This window comes from Marinomonas gallaica (assembly GCF_001639745.1).
In the GTDB taxonomy this organism is placed as follows: Bacteria; Pseudomonadota; Gammaproteobacteria; order Pseudomonadales; family Marinomonadaceae; genus Marinomonas; species Marinomonas gallaica.
Genome location: NZ_LTAX01000004.1, coordinates 84009 through 103242, shown reverse-complemented (window position 1 = coordinate 103242; position 19234 = coordinate 84009). Strand labels below are relative to the sequence as shown.

At 46.2% G+C, this 19234-nt stretch carries 17 protein-coding genes; 1 reads left to right on the top strand and 16 read right to left on the bottom strand.

What is annotated here, in order from left to right:
- Positions 1-143: 143 nt before the first annotated feature.
- On the top strand, positions 144-1361 hold the full coding sequence (locus AYW76_RS06050; RefSeq protein WP_156489035.1) for a TIGR03862 family flavoprotein: 1218 nt from the start codon (positions 144-146) through the stop codon (positions 1359-1361).
- A 13-nt stretch (positions 1362-1374) separates the two neighbouring features.
- Here AYW76_RS06050 and AYW76_RS06045 read toward each other — a convergent pair whose 3' ends face one another.
- From AYW76_RS06045 to AYW76_RS05970, 16 genes are all read right to left on the bottom strand, one after another.
- Positions 1375-2295 (bottom strand): LysR family transcriptional regulator, encoded by a 921-nt coding sequence (locus tag AYW76_RS06045; protein WP_067217139.1) that lies wholly within the window; start codon positions 2293-2295, stop codon positions 1375-1377.
- Positions 2286-3302, bottom strand: a complete 1017-nt coding sequence (locus AYW76_RS06040; protein ID WP_067217136.1) for an ABC transporter ATP-binding protein — start codon at positions 3300-3302, stop codon at positions 2286-2288. Before AYW76_RS06040 ends, AYW76_RS06045 begins: the two co-directional genes overlap by 10 nt.
- A complete protein-coding gene (locus AYW76_RS06035) occupies positions 3295-4299 on the bottom strand; it encodes an ABC transporter ATP-binding protein (RefSeq protein WP_067217133.1) in 1005 nt (334 codons plus the stop codon). Before AYW76_RS06035 ends, AYW76_RS06040 begins: the two co-directional genes overlap by 8 nt.
- A 2-nt stretch (positions 4300-4301) precedes the next feature.
- On the bottom strand, positions 4302-5192 hold the full coding sequence (locus AYW76_RS06030) for an ABC transporter permease (RefSeq protein WP_231872560.1): 891 nt from the start codon (positions 5190-5192) through the stop codon (positions 4302-4304).
- 53 nt (positions 5193-5245) lie between these two features.
- A complete protein-coding gene (locus tag AYW76_RS06025) occupies positions 5246-6223 on the bottom strand; it encodes an ABC transporter permease (protein ID WP_067217128.1) in 978 nt (325 codons plus the stop codon).
- Positions 6224-6268: 45 nt separating this feature from the next.
- Positions 6269-7753 carry an ABC transporter substrate-binding protein gene (locus tag AYW76_RS06020; RefSeq protein ID WP_231872559.1) on the bottom strand — a complete coding sequence of 495 codons (1485 nt, stop codon included), beginning with the start codon at positions 7751-7753 and terminating at the stop codon, positions 6269-6271.
- Between the two features lie 221 nt (positions 7754-7974).
- The gene (locus AYW76_RS06015; RefSeq protein WP_067217122.1) at positions 7975-8976 is read right to left on the bottom strand and encodes a peptide ABC transporter ATP-binding protein; all 1002 of its coding nucleotides are present in this window, start codon (positions 8974-8976) and stop codon (positions 7975-7977) included.
- Entirely contained in the window at positions 8973-9941 is a 969-nt protein-coding gene (gene dppD, locus AYW76_RS06010) for a dipeptide ABC transporter ATP-binding protein (protein ID WP_067217120.1), read from the bottom strand. Before dppD ends, AYW76_RS06015 begins: the two co-directional genes overlap by 4 nt.
- 8 nt (positions 9942-9949) lie before the next feature.
- Positions 9950-10840 (bottom strand): dipeptide ABC transporter permease DppC, encoded by an 891-nt coding sequence (dppC, locus tag AYW76_RS06005; RefSeq protein WP_067217117.1) that lies wholly within the window; start codon positions 10838-10840, stop codon positions 9950-9952.
- A 13-nt stretch (positions 10841-10853) separates the two neighbouring features.
- On the bottom strand, positions 10854-11864 hold the full coding sequence (locus AYW76_RS06000) for an ABC transporter permease subunit (protein ID WP_067217115.1): 1011 nt from the start codon (positions 11862-11864) through the stop codon (positions 10854-10856).
- Between the two features lie 124 nt (positions 11865-11988).
- Positions 11989-13587: an ABC transporter substrate-binding protein gene (locus tag AYW76_RS05995; RefSeq protein WP_067217112.1), complete on the bottom strand. Its 1599-nt coding sequence runs from the start codon at positions 13585-13587 to the stop codon at positions 11989-11991.
- A gap of 391 nt (positions 13588-13978) precedes the next feature.
- Positions 13979-14632, bottom strand: a complete 654-nt coding sequence (locus tag AYW76_RS05990) for a response regulator (RefSeq protein ID WP_067217110.1) — start codon at positions 14630-14632, stop codon at positions 13979-13981.
- A complete protein-coding gene (locus tag AYW76_RS05985) occupies positions 14629-15999 on the bottom strand; it encodes a cache domain-containing protein (protein ID WP_067217107.1) in 1371 nt (456 codons plus the stop codon). The genes AYW76_RS05990 and AYW76_RS05985 overlap by 4 nt, the downstream gene beginning before the upstream one ends.
- A gap of 84 nt (positions 16000-16083) precedes the next feature.
- Positions 16084-17373, bottom strand: a complete 1290-nt coding sequence (locus AYW76_RS05980) for a TRAP transporter large permease (protein ID WP_067217104.1) — start codon at positions 17371-17373, stop codon at positions 16084-16086.
- Between the two features lie 19 nt (positions 17374-17392).
- Positions 17393-17932 (bottom strand): TRAP transporter small permease subunit, encoded by a 540-nt coding sequence (locus AYW76_RS05975; protein ID WP_067217101.1) that lies wholly within the window; start codon positions 17930-17932, stop codon positions 17393-17395.
- 106 nt (positions 17933-18038) lie between these two features.
- Positions 18039-19130, bottom strand: a complete 1092-nt coding sequence (locus AYW76_RS05970) for a TRAP transporter substrate-binding protein (RefSeq protein WP_067217099.1) — start codon at positions 19128-19130, stop codon at positions 18039-18041.
- Positions 19131-19234: the final 104 nt, after the last annotated feature.

Sequence of the window (19234 nt, the reverse complement as noted above, 5' to 3'; positions counted from 1 at the left end):
CTATTTGGATAAATTGCTGAAGCCGTTACCCAAAACACCAATCTATAGCCGTCACTTAACTTATCTTAAGCGACCCAGAGGGTGGCAGTTTCGGCGAAATTCGCTATTATGCCGCCTTTGATTTTTAAGATAGAGATCACTCAGTGAAGCAAGTCATCATCATTGGCGCAGGCCCAGCAGGTTTAATGGCAGCGGAAGTTATCCAAGCCGCAGGCCACCAAGTTCATATTTACGATGCCATGCCCAGTGCCTGCCGTAAGTTTTTACTTGCTGGCATTGGTGGCATGAACATTACCCATTCTGAGCCTTTTGAAGATTTTATTACGCGCTACTATGAGAAATCACAGTGGCTAGAACCCTCTATCAAAGCCTTTAATACCGACACACTACGACAATGGATTCATGACCTTGGTATTGAGACATTTGTCGGTACATCTGGGCGCGTCTTTCCTGAAAAAATGAAAGCGGCCCCACTCCTTCGCAATTGGCTAAAACGCCTAAAAGATGCAGGAGTAGAATTTCATATGCGCCATAAATTGATCGAATTGGATGGTCTCAATGCTACGTTCAACTATGAAGGCCTTGATAAGACCAAAAGTGCAGATGCGATACTATTGGCCATGGGGGGCGCCAGCTGGCCAAAGTTAGGATCTGACGGCAAATGGGCGAGCGTTTTGTCTCGTCAAGGTGTAGATATTACGCCATTAGAAAGTACTAATTGTGGTTTCTATAGCCGCTGGAGTGAGCACTTACAAACAAACTTAGCAGGTGCTCCGCTCAAAGGTGTTAGTTTTACGATGGCATTGCCAAACGGCCAAACTATGACTCAAAAGGGTGAGTGCATCGTCACACGCGATGGTATGGAAGGTAGCTTAATCTATGCGTTTTCAAAGTATCTACGTGACGCCATCAATCTACGCGGCGAAGGTCATCTGAATATCAACTTATTGCCAGATTTGACCCATGAACAACTTGAACAAAAACTCAGCAATACCAAGCCCAAAGAGTCGCTAGCAAAATATTTGAAGCGGACGATTAAGCTCGACAGCATTAAATCGGCTCTGCTATATGAAACCTACAAAAAAGAAGACTTCGATACCCCAGTAAAATTAGCACGTTGCTTACAAGCTATTCCGGTCTCATTTTATAAAACTAAACCCATCGATGAAGTCATTTCGACTGCCGGTGGCGTCAGCCAAACTAGCGTCAATCAATATTTCATGATCAAACGCTTACCCGGCGTATTTTGCGCCGGAGAAATGCTCGATTGGGAAGCGCCAACAGGCGGCTATTTACTGACAGCATGCTTTGCAACAGGACGCCGTGCCGGCGAAGGGGTTTGTCGATTATTCGCTGAGTAAGCTCTAACTTGTACTACAGCGATTGGTTGATTAACGATTGCCAAAATTGCGTCAAATTAGGGTTGTGGTTTGCACGCGCGCGATACAACCGAATCTCTAATGGCACATTCCAATTCACCGCCCCTGCCAACGCCAACGAACCGTAGTTAAGAGAGTCCGCTACCAAACGTTTTGGTAGCCAACCAATGCCAAAGCCCTCTTTCACCATCGCCTTAATACTGGCAGCATGAATGTTACTCGCCAATATCTGCAACTGCGGCACGTCATGCTGTCGCTGAAGATGATGCTGAACGGCGGGCGCTAAAAACGTCATATCATCATAAGCAATGTAAGGAATTGGCTGTTTTCGCGCTCCTGGCAATTCAAAAATGGGTCGCTTTTGCTTATCTGTCGCCACACATGGGACTAAAATCTCTCGGTCAATGGTGATGCATTCAAAGCGTTCTTCATCCAATTCCTTTAAAAAACCAATCGCGGGATGCCAAAAACACAGCATCACATCGCTCTCATTCGCCGTCATCGAGTTAATAAAGTCAGCACCAGCCCATGCACTCGACTTCATATTCACATCAATACTGATCCCTAAGGATTCACCTAACGGCTCTACAAATTCTCGGTAATAACCCAGAAATAACGACTGTGTAGTAACAAACCGTATTTGTGATTTTTCTTGCTCTTTGATTTCAAGACAGCGGGTTTTCGTATCCCTAAGCTGTCGAGTAATCAGTTCAGCACTTTGTAAGAATATTTCGCCTGCTGGCGTTAACGATAAAGGCAAGGTGTTACGATCCACCAATGTGACCTTCATTTCCTCTTCAAGCAACTTAATGCGACGGCTAAAGGTAGGCTGGGTAACATTCTGTTCATCTGCGGCACGGGAAAAGTGGCGCGTTCTTGCCAAGGCGATAAAGTCTTCAAGCCATCTTATTTCCATGCACGCCCCTCCTCTACCGCATGACACGCCACTTGGCTGCCATCCGTTTGTACTTGCATTAGAGGAATTTGTTCATAGCAGCGTTGGTTTACCAAAGGGCAGCGGCCACAGAAACTACAACCAGTCGGCTTTTCCAACGGTGTCGGCACTTCACCAGAAAGGTGAATCGGCTCTAAAGCTAAATTATCTAAGCGCGGAATCGAAGACAACAGCGCTTGAGTGTAAGGATGCTTGGGAGAATTAAACAGCTGTTGGCGCGAGGCAACTTCACACACGCGCCCTAAATACATGACCGCGACACGCGTCGCGAAATGCTCGACTACGGCTAAATCATGAGTAATAAACACATACGTCAAGCCCAGCGCTTGCTGTTTATCCATCATAAGATTTAACACTTGCGCTTGAACGGACACATCCAGCGCAGCTAAAGGCTCATCTGCAACGATCAGATCCGGCTCTACAGACAATGCACGCGCGATCGAAATACGCTGCCGCTGTCCTCCAGAAAATTCATGAGGATAGCGATCTTCTGCGTCACTGCTTAGCCCTACCGATATCAAAAGCTCTTCAATGAAAGCATCTACTTGCTGGCGATTCCAACCGGTGTGGTGCAACACAATCGCTTCGCGAAGAATTTGATACACCGTCATCCTAGGATTTAACGAGGCATACGGGTTTTGAAACACCATTTGAATTTTTTGCCGATACGGCATGCGCTGCCGATCACTGAGATCATCAATACGTTCACCTAAATACGCAATCTGTCCATGATCAGGACGCTCTAAGCCCATTAGCAAACGCGCTAAGGTCGACTTTCCGCAACCTGTTTCACCGACAACACACAAGGTTTCTCCCCGTTCAATGGTCAAATCAACCCCATTGATGGCAAAAACTTGATCCGATTTAACCGTTTGCGTTCGACCACTTAACCAACTCGCCCAGCGCCACCCATTGCGACTCCGAAACGCCTTTTCTACGCCTCGTATCGACATCAAAGGCTTAGTCATCAGCGTCCTCCTCACTGAGGGGTTCAAACGCTTGCAGCATGTCTTCAATCGCATAGCATGCAACCGTAGACACACCGCTAAAAATAAAGTTAGGCGGCTGTTGTCGACATTTATCCTCAGCGTACGGGCAGCGAGGATGAAAAGCACAGCCACTAGGCTGATCATTCAGCGGCGGCATATTGCCTTGTATCTGGTTTAAACGCTGACCAGGCAAAGCCATTTGCGGTAAGGCATTGAGCAACCCCTGCGTATAAGGATGCTGCGGATCATTAATAATTTCCAACGTAGGCCCTTGCTCCACAATACGGCCTGCATACATCACTAACGTGCGCTCAGCAATGCGTGACACCACACCAAAATCATGGGTAATTAAGATCAACGCAACACCATTGTCCGCACAAATCTGTTTTAACAACTGCAGGATTTCCGCTTGAATGGTCACGTCTAAAGCCGTAGTCGGTTCGTCCGCAATAATGATTTCAGGGGCAAGTAACAACGCAATCGCAATGATCACACGTTGCCGCATTCCTCCTGATAATTCATGGGGATACTGATCAAAACGCTGCGCAGGAGCCGCTATACGAACATGAGCGAGTTTTTCAATGGCCAGTTTTTTCGCATCGCTGTAGTTTATCCGCGTGTGGCTACGAATCGCTTCCACCATTTGATCACCCACGCTTAACACAGGGTTCAGGGTCACCATAGGGTCCTGAAAAATCATCGCAATTTTCTTGCCACGAATCTCTTGCCATTGCTTAGAGCTCAGTCTTGTCAGTTCTCGATCATCTAACTTAATACTGCCCTCAGCAATGAAACCAGGCTTCATGAGTAAGTTGACGATTGCGTAGCCTAAAAGGGATTTTCCCGCCCCTGACTCTCCGACAATGGCCAATCGTTCACCGCGCTCTAAACTCAAGCTGACATCATGCAACGCAACTAAGTCTTCACGACGCTGTTTGAATTTCACAGACAATCCATTGACAGATAACAAGCTCATCTCTAGCCCCTCGTGACTTGTGGGTTAAGATGATCTCGCAACCAGTCGCCTAATAAATTCATCACAAAAATCATTAGTATAAGCGTCACACTCGGAAACACTGAAATCCACCAAGCACCCGAGAATAAGTAATTGAAACCAGATGAAATCAGCGCGCCCAAAGACGGCTGGTTAGGTGGCATACCCAAACCAAGAAAAGACAACGCGGCTTCTGCCACAATGGCATTGGCAATCTGAATGGTTAAAATAACTAAAATCGGAGACACGGTATTCGGTAGAAGATGACGCAGCATAATGCGTGCTTTACTTACGCCTAAAATACGCGCAGCATCGATGTACTCTTTTTCTTTTTCCGCAAACACACAGGCACGCACAGTCCGAGCAAAGATCGGCCATTCCGCCACCCCTAACACGATAATTAGCATTAGCATCGCCAATTGCTGGTACGCGGCATGACCAAACAACGTTTGAAAAACGGCCAATACAACAATCGCCACCATCATAGTAGAGAAGGACAACTGAATATCCGCTACACGCATGAGAAAAGCGTCTAAGCGCCCGCCCATATAGCCTGATAACAAACCTATTCCCACACCCAGGAAGACTTGAATCAACACCGCACATACACCAATGGTGAGCGATAAACGCGTGCCATGTAAAATGACCGACAACAAGTCTCTACCTTGCGTGTCAGTCCCCAATAAAAAGCGCGTATCCCCCGTTTGCCAAGCAGGTGCTAACTCCGCATTCTCCAAATTCATAAACTCAGTGCTGTTCACATCATAGGGGGCAAGCAACGGTGCCAATAACGCCACTAAGCAATAGAATGCAAAAATCAGTAAGGCAAACAGAGCCAACTTGTCTCCACGCATGGCAACTAAGACGTGACGCATCCGAGTAACTCGTTCACTGTTGCCTTGAACAGGAGGCCGATGTAAGACATTCATTAGCTGTAACCCGGAATACGAACACGAGGATTCACAAGACTGTATACAACATCAACCAAGGTATTGGTTACCACAAAGATTACACCTACAAAAATCAGGTACGTTGAAATAAGCGGCACATCGACTCGTGTTACTGCATCCATAAACAAAAGTCCCATCCCCGGCCATTGGAAAATACTTTCTGTCAAAATGGTGTACGCCACTAAGGTCCCTAATTGAATGCCACCGACTGTGATCACGGGCAACATGGTATTTTTCAGCGCATGAATAAAATAGATCCGCGGCGCGGAAATACCCTTAGCCCACGCATAGCGGATGTAATCACTTTGCAGAACATCCGTCATTTCAGCGCGAATCAAACGAATAAAAATAGGCGTCAGTACAAACGCTAAAGACAAACTGGGTAATAGCAGATGCCGCAAACCATCACGATTGAACAGACCTGATTGCCACAGACCAAACACCGACGTGGTTTCACCACGTCCAAAACTTGGCAGTATCCCCCACTCTATGGCAAAAAAGTACATCAAAAAAACCGCAACGATGAAAATCGGCACAGAAAGACCTAACGTGCTAAACAGTAAAACCGCTCGCGATAACAGGTTTTTGGGATGAATGGCAGCAAATACGCCTAAAGGAATCGCTAACAAAATGACCAGCACCAAGGCAGCAAAAGACAGTTCTAATGTCGCGGGTAAGCGGCTAGCAATAACATCAATTGTGGGTTCTTTATAATAATAGGAAGTCCCCAAATCCCCTTGAATCGCCCGCCCTAGAAAACGCCCATACTGGATCAACATCGGATCGTTCAGTCCCAGCTCTTGTTGCAAGGCTTCGCGCTGCTCCAATGTGACGGACTGACCAACCATCTGACGCACAGGGTCGCCCATTTTGTCTTGGATCATAAAGCTAACAAAACTAATGATCAGCAAGACAAACATGGCCTGCAATAGTCGCCGCCCGATAAAACTCAACATTCCGTAATTGCTCTCTTTTTATAACCCGCTGTCACACTACCGCCCCTAGGGCACGCTCACATGCAAATCGCCCCAATAAGGGAAGTTTAAAAAGTTTACCACGCTCTCAAGATCTACATGCTGTTTTGACGCCCAAATAATCGGCTGCCAATACAGTGGAATCACCCAAGCCTGATCAACGGCTCGCATTTCAATACCACGAAGTAATGCAACGCGCTGTGCGACATCCATTTCTTGATTCGCCAACACGATGGCGTCATCAAGCTTACGATCACACACTCTTCCCGCGTTATAAGCCCCCATTCCGGTGTCTGTATCACGACAGGCGAGAACGAATTCATAAATATTGTTGGAATCAAAGGTATCCGACTGCCAGCCCAGCATCATGATGTCAGCGGCTTGTTGATCAAAAAACTGAAAATATTGCGCTTTAGGGAAGGTTTTCAAATCCACTTGAATGTTGATCTTGGCTAACATTGCTGAGGCCGCCAATGCCACTCGTTCATCGCTCATATAACGATTGTTAGGCGCCATCATGGTGACACGAAAGCCGTCTTGATAGCCGGCTTCTTTCATTAATTCACGTGCCCGCTCTAAATCACTTTGAGGCACTAAATCACTGACATGCCCCAAGAATGCAGCCGAACTCAACTGACCTGCTGGCTCGCCATAGCCTCGAAGGATTTTCTCCACGATCAACGCTTGATTAACCGCCAGATTCATCGCTCGACGCACGCGAATATCTTGAAATTCTACCCGTCTCGCTTGATTCATCTGCAGCATCACAATACGCGTGCCAGTGAGTGCCAGTAACTTAACGTTTGGTGTACGCTGAACACGTACGATATCAATCGGTGCCACCGGCGAAATAACATCGACGCCACCCGTCAATAACGCAGCCAGCCTAGTCGAGTCCGAACGAATCGGTAGCAGCTCAAGCTGTTCAACATTTCCCACTGACTGTGTGTCCCAATAATCAGGGTTTCGAACCAATGTTAACCGTTGCCCCACAACACGATCGCGGACAGTAAAGGGACCACTGCCAGACACATTGGTTGAAGCAAATGTTTGCCCAAACTTCACGATCTCCGAGCGCCCTTCGTAAAACGTTTTATCGACGACAAACACGTAGGCCAAAATATTCAATAACAGGGGATAAGCATGGTTTGTGTGAATATCAACGGTATAATCGTCGATTTTGTCCACATCTTGCACAACATTAAATAAAGCTTTGAAGTCTATCGAACTTTTTAAGCGCTCAATTGTGAATAAAACATCCTCTGCTGTAAGGGGATTACCGGAATGGAAACGCACGTCTTGACGTAAATGAAGACGTAACGTCCGCTCATCTTGTACTTCCCAAGACGTAGCCAGTCTAGGTTCAAAGGTACCATCTTGACGCCATCTGACAAGTGGATCAAATACCGCATGGGAGTATTGAATCCCCCCTTCTGAGAGCTGTTCATGAGGGTCTAAAGAGATGGGGTCAGCATCCAATGCAACACGTAGATCCACAGCCAAGCACATCATTGAGCTTAGCCCCAGACATAATATTATGAGTAGGCGTCGTAACATTCGTGTTCCTATCGTATGGGCGGCTTGCTAATCGTGCGTATCAGAATAGCGCTCACCTCTTATTAATCGTAAAACCTTGACCACTTGGTCATTGAAACAGTATAGGTAAGAGACCGCTCTGCGCCTAGTAAGGAATCAAGCGAAGACTTGATCAATATCGCTTGATTCCTACCGCTTTACGCTGCACCGGAGAAACTTTCTAGGCGCTCTTCCTCAACAGCATGACAGGCAATCAAATGCACGTCGGCATGACTGCGTAGCACAGGAGTTTCTTTACGACAACGCTCATTTGCGTATTGGCAACGACCATGAAAGGCACAACCACTCGGTGGGTTCAAGGGTGAGGGTAACTCTCCTTGCAGCTTGATACGTTGACGGCGTTTATCACTAGAAAGCTGTGGCGTACTGGACAACAGCGCTTGAGTATAAGGGTGTTTAGGCTGCGTAAAGACGTCTTCACTTTTACCGTGTTCGACGACTTTACCAAGATACATCACCATCACTTCATCGGCGATGTGCTCGACGACTGACAGATCATGGGAAATAAACACATAACTCAAACCAAACTCTTGCTGTAGATCCATCATCAAATTCAGCACCTGCGCTTGCACCGATACATCCAAAGCCGAAACCGGTTCGTCTGCAACAATGATTTCTGGGTCCAGCATTAAACCACGGGCAATCGCAATACGCTGACGCTGCCCGCCGGAAAACATATGAGGGTAGCGATCATAATGCTCGGTTTTCAAGCCCACTTTTGCCATCATGGCCAAGGCTTTGGCTTTGCGCTCGGCTTTATTTAATTGGGTATTGATCACCAATGGCTCTTCTAAGATCGCCCCAATTTTCTTGCGTGGATTCAACGAGCCATACGGGTTTTGAAAGATGATTTGAATTTTCTGACGCAGCTCTTTTTGCTGTTCTTTGGAGAGTGACAGAAGATCTTCCCCAAGAAAATTCAACTGACCTTCAGTCGGTGTTTCAATCATTGTCAACATTCGTCCTAGAGTAGACTTCCCGCAGCCTGACTCCCCCACAACAGCTAGGGTTTTACCTCTGTCCAAGGTAAAGCTTACGCCATCTACTGCTTTGACCGTCGCCTCGGGCTTAAATAAGCCTTGTTTGACGTGATAATGCTGCTTCAAATTATGGGCATTCAACACTAATTCATGGCTCATGCGGCAGGTCTCCCCAGTGTGTCTAACGGTGTATGGCATTTCACTTGACGCTCCAGCGGGCCTTGGTTGTCCGGCACCACATTTCGACAATGGTCTGTCGCGTAAGGACAACGAGGACTCAACAAACAGCCTTTTGGTCGGTCATATTGCCCAGGCACCACACCGGGTAGAGCTTCCAGACGCGCTTTGCCAGCAGCCGACTCAGGTAAAGACGCCAGCAAGGCCTGCGTATAAGGGTGCTTAGGTGTCGAAAACACCTCATTGGCGGGACCACTTTCTACAATCTGACCGGCATACATCACAATGACCCGATGAGCCACCTCAGCGACCAGTGCTAAGTCATGTGTAATCAGCACTAATCCCATCTGTTTTTGCTTTTGTAAATCAATCAGCAAGTCAATAATTTGTGCTTGAATGGTCACGTCTAATGCTGTGGTCGGCTCATCGGCAATCAGCAATTTAGGGTTACAACCAATCGCAATCGCGATCATCACTCGCTGACTCATACCGCCCGACAGCTGATGCGGATACGCACTGAGTCGGGACTCAGGCGCAGGAATCCCCACCAAATTGAGCAGCTCAATAGCACGCGTTTTAAGCTCTTTTTTAGTACCGCCTTGATGAGTTTTTAACGCTTCAATAATCTGGTAACCCACGGTGTAGCAAGGATTTAAACTGGTCATTGGGTCTTGGAAAATCATCGCGATATCCGAGCCGGTAATCTTACGACGCTGGGCTTCTGGCATAGACAGTAAATCTTGGTTCATAAAGCTCAGCTCATCGGCCGACACTTTACCGGGATAATCAATCAACCCCATCAAAGACAATGAACTAACACTTTTACCAGAGCCGGATTCACCAACAATGCCCAGGACCTCACCTTCGTTCACGTTATAACTGATCTGATCTACTGCACGAAACTGACCAAACGTGACTGATAAATTTTCTAACTTAAGTAATGACATTTGGGCTCCTACTGCTTCAATTTCGGATCAAGGGCATCACGCAGGCCATCGCCCATGAGATTAAACGCCAGCACCGTCAACAAGATCATCAGACCAGGAAAGGTCACGACCCACCAAGCACGCTGTACGAATTGCAAAGCATCCGCCAGCATACTGCCCCACTCAGGCGTCGGGGGTTGCGCACCTAAACCAAGGAAGCCTAAAGCAGCCATATCCAAAATAGCCGTCGAGAAGCCCAGTGTCGCTTGCACGATCAACGGCGCAACACAGTTAGGTAAAATACAAACAAACATTAGACGCAATGGGCTCGCGCCAATGACTCTTGATGAGGTCACATAATCGCGCGACATTTCTGCCATGGTTGCCGCACGTGTGAGGCGTACATAATGCGGTAGTGAGACAATCGAAATGGCTAACGCCGCATTGACGATACTGGGGCCTAAAATCGCCACAATCGCAATCGCCAATAACAGGCTCGGCATCGCCAGCATGATGTCTACGATGCGCATGATGATGGTATCGACTACGCCCTTACAGTAGCCCGCAACCAATCCCATCAAAATCCCCATCATCAACGATGCCGTCACGGCGACTAAACCAACCGACAGCGACAAGCGTGCGCCATGAATAATCCGAGACAGAATATCGCGCCCAACATCGTCCGTACCGAGGAAGTACGCCCAATTGCCACCGTCCATCCAAGCCGGTGGTAACAACAATGCATCACGGGCTTGGTCTGACGGAGAATGCGGCGCCACAATGTCCGCAAACAGCGCCATAAAACATACGATTAGAATAAATACGAGGCCTGTAACAGCGCCTTTATTGCCTTTAAAATAATGCCAAAACTCTTGCAGTGGTGTTCTTGGCGCAGGCGCCTGTAACGTTTCAGTCGTCATAATTGCACCCTCCTTATCGGCTGTGTCGTATACGTGGATTGACGATACCGTAGGCAACATCGACCAAGAGGTTGACCACGATAATGATGCTCGCGACGATCAAAATACCGCCTTGTACCACTGGGTAATCACGGCGTCCGATCGACTCGATTAGCCACTTACCAATGCCCGGCCAAGCAAACACGGTTTCCGTTAAGATCGCGCCTGATAACAAAATACCGACCTGTAAACCGATTACGGTAATCACTGGGATGAGCGCATTACGTAACGCATGAATGATGATCACTCGCCAAGGTGCAATGCCTTTGGCGCGCGCGGTGCGGATGTAGTCCTCACTCAATACTTCCAGCATTGAAGAGCGTGTCATTCGAGCAATCACCGCCATGGGAATGGTACCCAATACAATACTTGGCAAAATCAGATGTGAAATAGCGGAAGACAAGGCTCCTTCTTCGCCCGATAAAATAGAATCGATTAACATAAAGCCAGTCACATCATCGATCCAATACACCACATCAATGCGTCCAGATACTGGCGTCCACCCTAAGTTCACCGAGAAAATCAGCATCAACAACAACGCCCACCAGAAAATGGGCATTGAATAACCGGTTAAGGAAAAGGTCATGACCGAGTGATCAAACAAAGTACCGCGCTTTACCGCGGCGATGATGCCTGCCGGTAGGCCGATAAAAATGGCAAACATAGCGGCACAAAACGCCAACTCAATGGTGGCGGGGAAGAGTGTCAAAAACTCACTAAGAACGGGCTCTTTCGTGACGAGTGAATTACCGAGGTCACCCTGTAAGACGCCGCTTACATAATTAAAATACTGCACGTAAAGTGGCTGATCAAAGCCAAGTTGTGCGCTGAGTTCAGCATGACGCTCGGCACTGACACCGCGCTCACCAGCCATGACCTCAATTGGATCACCGGGAATCAAACGGATCAGTGTAAACGTCAGCAAGGTAATCCCGATAAACGTTGGGATGACTAAACTTAATCGTCGAAAAATAAACTGGAACATAAGTGACTAGCTCTCTAATTAGATATGAACGGTGCAGGCCTTTTGGGCCTGCCCGATCAACAGGACTTGCATTCGCTTCCACGCAAAACAAGCCCTGCTTTGAGCGCATCGCGCCTATAGATAATTACTTCTCAAGACTTACGTTATAGAAGTAATGACCACCCAATGGGTCAATTTTGTAGCCTTTGACTTCGTTACGAATAGGCTCGTACACCACAGAATGAGCCACCGTTACCCAAGGCGCTTCGCGCTTGAAGACTTGCTGGGCGTCTTCATACAACTTAGTTCGTTCGGCTTTATCAGCGGTTTTCTTAGCCGCTAACAATAAGTTGTTAAACTCTTCGTCACACCATTGCGCTCGGTTTGACCCGCCGACCGCATCACAGCCAAGCAATACGTATAGGAAGTTGTCTGGGTCACCGTTATCACCGGTCCAGCCTAGCAATACAGTATCGTGCTCACCTTTCTTAGAACGGTTTAGATACTCACCCCATTCGTAAGATACGATCTCGGCATCAACACCAACTTTCTTCCAGTCCTCTTGAATGATCTCGGCCATGCGACGGGCATTCGGGTTGTAAGGACGCTGCACGGGCATGGCCCAAATATTGGTTTTAAAGCCGTCTTCATAGCCCGCTTCTTTTAACAGCGCTTTGGCTTTTACCGGATCGTATGAGTAGTCTTTAACATTATCATTGTAAGACCACATTGTTGGTGGGATTGGGTTTTTAGCCACTTTGCCTGCGCCTTGGAACACCGCATCAATAATGGCGTTTTTATTGGTAGCAAGGCTCAAGGCTTGACGAACTTTGGTGTCCGTAAACGGTGCTTTTTGCGTATTAAACGCTAGGTAACCTACGTTTAGACCTTCTTGATGCATCAGGTTGATGTCACTGTCTGCTTCCATTTGTTCAAGGTCAGCAGGATTCGGGTACGGCATCACATGACATTCACCGGCTTTCAGTTTGGCATAACGCACCGAGGCATCCGGGGTAATCGAGAACACAAGACGATCAATCTCGGCACGGCCTTTCCAGTAATCATCAAACGCGGTGTAACGAATCAAAGAGTCTTTTTGGTATTGAACCTTCTGGAATGGCCCCGTACCCACTGGGTTAATATCCAACTGCTCAGGTGTCCCTTTGTCCATCAAGTAATCGGCCTGCTCTGCCGAGAAGATGGAAGCAAAGTCCATGGCTAGGTTGGCCACAAACGGCGCTTCCGGTTTGTTGAGCACAAACTTCACCGTGTAATCGTCGACTTTAACAATGTCTTTGATTAAGTCAGGCATTCCCATACCATTAAAGTATTCGTATGACCCGCCTGACACGCTATGGTAAGGATGGTTTTTGTCCCACTGACGAGCAAAGGTAAAAATCACATCGTCCGCGTTAAAGTCGCGGCTTGGTTTAAAGTCTTTAGCGCTATGGAATTTCACGCCTTTACGCAAATGGAAAGTGTATTCAAGCCCATCCTCGGACACATCATAGCTTTCTGCTAAGCCCGGCTCGGTTTCTGTGGTTCCCAACTTGAATTCAACAAGACGGTTAAACATATTTTTCGAACTGGCATCGAAGGTCGTGCCGGCTGTGTAAAATGATGGGTTGAAGCCTTCTGGGCTACCTTCGGAACAGTAAACCAGTGTTGAAGCAGCTTGGGCAGACGTTGATATCGCACCCGCAGCCATCAAAGCAAGAGGTAAAGCGGCTAACCGTTTTTTCATCGTAACTCTCCATTTAGCGTAATTATTTTTCACTTATTTTGAGTGCATCGCCAGTGTGATCTGGGCACTCAACGAGAAGCGTGTCTTTTGTGAAAATGTAGGTTGGGGAGACTGACTATGCGGTTTAAAAGCGGCCCCGTTCAAAGACTCTTTCGAACGAGGCGGCGATTCCTCTTCCTTGAGGCCCCCTACACGTTTAAGCAAACTCTGTAAGAAGTGCGCAAAAACAGCGTAACTGAAGAGTACTCAACGGTGCTTAGTTGACCAATCGAAATAACGACATGCTCTATACACTATATGTATAGAGCTTAGAGAAATTAAAAAAAGAATATAAAAATCAGAATGTTAACAAAATAAAAAGGAGGTGTTTTTTTAATCTAGGGTATAAATGTTAAATCAGGCCTTTCTCAATAGCGTATTTTGTAAGACCTGCTGTCGTATGGATTCTTAGTTTTGTTTTCAAATTGTAACGGTGTGTTTCTACTGTTCGAACACTGATATTGAGTCGCCTCGCAACTTCTTTATTCGCATAACCTGACGCTAACTCCACTAGTACATCGGTCTCACGTTTGGTCAATTCTTCACTAGATTCAAATGCATCAGAATATGGCCTGGTAAACAGTGATTTAGAGGCGCCCGCGCTAAAATAAGTCCCCCCCTGATATACAGTATCAATCGCCGTAATCAGCTCAGTGACAGAAACATCTTTTAGAACATAACCACTTGCTCCGGAATGCACTAAAGGCAAAATATACTCACGATCGTTATGCATACTGAGCATTAAAACTTTTACATTTGGCTGCTCAGCATGAAAACGTTTGGCTGCTTCAAGACCTCCTAGAACAGGCATTGATACGTCCATTAATACAACATCGGGCAATAGATCATGTGCCTTAGCCAATGCTTCCTCACCGTTATTAGCCATACCAACTACTTGAATATTTGTCTCTAGCTCCAAGCGTGCCATCAAACCATCCAGCACTAGCAAATGGTCATCCACTAAAAGCACTTTGATGACAGGTTTATTAATTGAATCTATCGTCATGGTTTTTTATCTACCGCTGCTAGGTTTACAGGAATACTTGCCGTTACTTTTGTACCTTCTCCCATTATAGAATGAAGTTCAAATACACCTTCTACCAATTCCAAGCGCTCACGCATATTGATTAAGCCAATCCCCTTTTGACTTTCTCCTAGATTAAAGCCATAGCCATCATCGTAGCACTCAAATTGTAAATGCCCTTTTTTGATCGAGATTTTCAAGGACACATGAGTTGCCTGCGCATGCTTCTCAATGTTGCTTAAACACTCTTGAGTAACGCGATACAACGTGATTTCTACTTCTTCAGGCAGCTTGTCTAAATTGGAGGTTGCTTCGTATTCAGTGAAGATATTAGTTCGCTCTGAGAATTGCTCCAACAAACCTTTTAAGGCAGCCTGCAAACCTAAATCATCCAGCAGAGTTGGACGTAAGTTATGCGAAATCAAACGAACTTCTTGTATGGTTTGATCGATAACACGCTCTGCTTCGACCAAGTCTTGCTCGATGGTTTCCACTTGCACGCCTTTTTTCAGTTTATTGGTCACTAGCTCCACTCGAAACTTACTGGACACAAGCAACTGATTAATGCCGTCATGCAGCTCTCGAGAAAACTGACGGCGTTCACTTATTTGCATGCGAATAAAACGCTTAATCAAAGACTTAAGACGTGCATCTGCTAAGCGGTGTTCGTGTAAATTAATAAACAACCCTAATAACACAACCAACAACACAGTGAACCCTAAAATAAATAACACTGTGAATAAGCTATCGGTTATATTCTGATTAATCTTGCTTTGCGTGGTTTTTAGATCCTGGTATATATCATCAAAATACAGCCCAGTTCCCATCATCCAGTTCCAGCGTTCAATTAGAACCACATAGCTCATTTTGTCTTCTTGCTGCATCAATGGTGGCTTTTCCCAGATGTAACGGTGAAAACCTCCACCAGAGTTAGCAGCTTCTAGTAGCCCTTGTATCAAGTAGTTGCCTTCTCGGTCTTGAAAATCAAGTAAGTTTTGATCAACGAAGTCTGGCTGGGTTGGATGAACTAAATTAACCCCCTCCTGCGTGTAAGCAAAAAAATAACCATCTTCGCTGTAATTCAATTGGGTCAATATTTCACGCACTCGATATTGTGCTTCAACATCGCTTAAGCTTGTATCATCTAAGATCGGACGCAAAGCCGACATAGCGATTTCCACATGGTCTTTGAGCGCTTGTTTTCGAGTTTCCACCATGCGCTGCTCGTAAACAGCTAATTCTTGGTGCGTAAGTGAACGAGCATAGGTTAGCCCTAAGTAAGTAATGACCGCGGTTACCCCGAGTAAGGGCAATACAGTTAACATCATAATCTTGCTTTTAAGATTCATGAAGAAACCTATTTTTTATTATTTTTGTGATTTGAAACTATACAAGAAAAGGGAGAACAACGTTCTCCCTTTTCTTGTAAGAGGTTAATCCATACCGTAAAACTCTGGCATAATTAGTATGCTCACTAATACTAAAACTTGGATCAGAATAAAAGGAATAACACCTCGATAAATGTCCATGGTGCGCACTGAAGAAGGTGCAACCCCCTTGAGATAGAACAAACTGAACCCGAACGGCGGTGTTAGGAAAGATGTCTGTAAGTTCATGGCAATCAGAATAGCAAACCACACCATGTTAATTCCCAACGCTTCCGCAACAGGCGCTAAGATTGGCACAATGATAAAGGCAATTTCGACAAAATCGATAAAGAAGCCAAGTATCATGATTGCTAGCATCGACAGAATTATAAAGCCCCATTTTTCACCAGGCAGACTTAACAAAACCTCCTCTACAATGTAATCACCCCCTGTATAGCTAAAGGCCATTGAGAACGCGGTCGCCCCCATCAAAATGGCAAATACCATAGCCGTGACTTTTACTGTTTCTAACGCACTGTCATAGACCATCTTCCAGCTGAACTGACGATAAATAAGTGCCAAAAAGACAGCGCCAACACCGCCCAGGGCTGACGATTCAGTTGGTGTCGCAATCCCTGAAAAGATCGACCCCAAAACAATCAACACCAAAGCCAATGGAGGTACAATGGCTTTCAGTGCATCACGAATCTGCTGTGAGCGTGTTCCTAGAGACTCATCATAGGGTATAGCGGGTGCCATCTCAGGTTTAAGCCAAGTCACAATAACGATGAAAATAATGTAACACGCAATCAAAATAAAACCGGGACCCAGTGCTGCATGAAACAGATCACCCACGGGTATTCCTAAGACATCCCCCAAAATAATTAAAATAATGGATGGCGGAATGATTTGTCCCAGCGTCCCAGAAGCACAAATGGTGCCGCAAGCCAGTGATTTACTGTATTTGTATTTCATCATAACAGGCAGCGAGATCAGCCCCATGGCCACCACGCTGGCCCCCACCACACCGGTTGAGGCAGCCAACAAAGCCCCTACTAGAATCGTCGAAATGGCCAAGCCACCTCGCACACTGCCAAACAGCTTACCCATGGCCTCCAGGAGCTGCTCTGCCAAATGCGTCTTTTGAAGAACGATACCCATAAAAATAAACAAGGGCACAGCCATCATCACCGTATTTTCCATATAGCTTTGTATACGGAACGGCATAAAGGCAAACATATCCCAACCTTCAGAAAATACGCCGAAAATCAGGGCAACCCCACCAAATGTAAAGGCGACAGGAAAGCCAAACAACAGCATCCCCAACGCCACAAAAAACATAATAATACCGATCATAATATAGCCTGCTTAAGTTCTAATGCTGAGGTGACTGCTCGTCAAAACCTTTTTCTGACGTACCACGAATCGCGTTTACGCACCTTAGAATCATGCCAACGCCACTTACAGCCATCGAAAAGAACGCAACGGGAATGACAGACTTAATAATCCAACGAGCCGGCAGGCCACCAGGGTCGCCACTGGTTTCACCCAACTCATAAGCTTCTTTAGCGAAATCAATGCCATACCAACCAACCAGTAGCGTAAATGGCATAAGAAAAATGAGCGTTCCAATCAGATCGATCCACGCTTTATTGCGAATGGACAAACGCTCATAGAATAAATCTACCCGCACATGGCCACCAGTTTGCAGACCAAATGGAATACCTAAAAGAAAAATAGCGGAGTACAAATGCCACTCAAGCTCTTGCATCCCAATGGAGACATCGTTAAACGCATAGCGCATAAGGACATCGTAAAAAACGTTAATCAGTAGCAAAATCAGGAGAAGTGCTGAAATTTTGCCCAGCAATAGAGAGTAACGCCCTAATGTCTTTTCAAGTTGAACCAAAAACATAGAAAGAGCCTCGGAATAGACAGAAAATAGCGAAGGAAGAATGCGCGCTGCCCTAATCAAGTTAGGACAGCGCGGTTAGATATGATTCGTGAACAATTCAGACAGATTAATCGGCAAGATTGTCCAGACTGTCTAAGTAAGCGCGGTCAGAAATATTGGTCCAAACGCGGACTTTTTGCATGTACTGTGCTTGGGAGTCAAGAATCTCTTTCGCTAATGGATCTTCCGCTGCTTTTTCAGCCAACAAGGACTCATTGGCATCGTACATGGCTTTCATAACACTGCTAGGAAATGATTTAACTTCGATATTTGGAAATTCTTGCTTCATCTTCGCCCAGTTTTCTGCACTCTCATGGTACGACTGAATATACATGTCGTAAGACGACAGTTTCATCGATGTGCGTAAGATCGTACGTAGATCATCAGGCAACTTCTTCCAAGTTCGCTCATTGACTAGAAATTGCAGCTCGGTAGCCGGTTCATGCCACCCTGTGTAGTAGTAAGGTGCAATTTTGTGGAAACCCATGCGTAGATCAAGAGAAGGGCCGACCCACTCTAAAGCATCAATAGTGCGTCGCTCCAAGGCGGTAAACAATTCACCGGAAGGAATGTTGGTTGGTTTCGCCCCTAGCTTCGCCATCACTTCACCGGCAAAGCCGGGAATGCGCATTTTAAGGCCTTTCAAATCTTCAACGGAGTTGATTTCTTTCTGAAACCATCCTCCCATCTGATTGCCCGTGTTACCACCTGGGAAGGAGCGTAAACCAAATTTACTGTAAACTTTATCTGATAATGCCTGTCCACCGCCGTAATAGAACCAACCATACTGTTCTGGTGTGGTCATACCAAATGGCATGGTCGTAAAGTACAAGGTATTAGGCACTTTTCCTTTCCAATAGTATGATGCCGAATGCCCTAAATCGTATTGCCCCGAACGCACCATATCAAATACGCCAAATGGCGCTTTATGCTTGTTCGCAGAATCAATGGTGATTTTAAGACGGCCATCTGACATTTCTTCAGCCAGACGTGCCATTTCGCGTGGTGCATCACCAAAAATTGGGAAGTTGGCATTCCACGTTTCCGCCATTTTTAAGCGGTACACTTTGCCGTCAGCTGCCATCGTGTACGATGCAGAAAGACTTGTCATAGTGATTGCGGCAACCGCCACAACTTTTGATAGGTTTTGCAATTTCATTATTATTATCCTGCCTGTGGTTATTTTTATGGCACTGTGCTTGAGCACTTTTTTTATAGTGTCTGAAAAACAGCCAATAGCTCTATTCGTATAAATACCTACCG

Coding starts and splice junctions, on each gene's coding strand:
- AYW76_RS06045 (WP_067217139.1), bottom strand. CDS start 2,295: ATGGAAATAAGATGGCTTGAAGACTTTATCGCCTTGGCAAGAACGCGC.
- AYW76_RS06040 (WP_067217136.1), bottom strand. CDS start 3,302: ATGACTAAGCCTTTGATGTCGATACGAGGCGTAGAAAAGGCGTTTCGG.
- AYW76_RS06035 (WP_067217133.1), bottom strand. CDS start 4,299: ATGAGCTTGTTATCTGTCAATGGATTGTCTGTGAAATTCAAACAGCGT.
- AYW76_RS06030 (WP_231872560.1), bottom strand. CDS start 5,192: ATGCGTCACGTCTTAGTTGCCATGCGTGGAGACAAGTTGGCTCTGTTT.
- AYW76_RS06025 (WP_067217128.1), bottom strand. CDS start 6,223: ATGTTGAGTTTTATCGGGCGGCGACTATTGCAGGCCATGTTTGTCTTG.
- AYW76_RS06020 (WP_231872559.1), bottom strand. CDS start 7,753: ATGATGTGCTTGGCTGTGGATCTACGTGTTGCATTGGATGCTGACCCC.
- AYW76_RS06015 (WP_067217122.1), bottom strand. CDS start 8,976: ATGAGCCATGAATTAGTGTTGAATGCCCATAATTTGAAGCAGCATTAT.
- dppD (WP_067217120.1), bottom strand. CDS start 9,941: ATGTCATTACTTAAGTTAGAAAATTTATCAGTCACGTTTGGTCAGTTT.
- dppC (WP_067217117.1), bottom strand. CDS start 10,840: ATGACGACTGAAACGTTACAGGCGCCTGCGCCAAGAACACCACTGCAA.
- AYW76_RS06000 (WP_067217115.1), bottom strand. CDS start 11,864: ATGTTCCAGTTTATTTTTCGACGATTAAGTTTAGTCATCCCAACGTTT.
- AYW76_RS05995 (WP_067217112.1), bottom strand. CDS start 13,587: ATGAAAAAACGGTTAGCCGCTTTACCTCTTGCTTTGATGGCTGCGGGT.
- AYW76_RS05990 (WP_067217110.1), bottom strand. CDS start 14,632: ATGACGATAGATTCAATTAATAAACCTGTCATCAAAGTGCTTTTAGTG.
- AYW76_RS05985 (WP_067217107.1), bottom strand. CDS start 15,999: ATGAATCTTAAAAGCAAGATTATGATGTTAACTGTATTGCCCTTACTC.
- AYW76_RS05980 (WP_067217104.1), bottom strand. CDS start 17,373: ATGATCGGTATTATTATGTTTTTTGTGGCGTTGGGGATGCTGTTGTTT.
- AYW76_RS05975 (WP_067217101.1), bottom strand. CDS start 17,932: ATGTTTTTGGTTCAACTTGAAAAGACATTAGGGCGTTACTCTCTATTG.
- AYW76_RS05970 (WP_067217099.1), bottom strand. CDS start 19,130: ATGAAATTGCAAAACCTATCAAAAGTTGTGGCGGTTGCCGCAATCACT.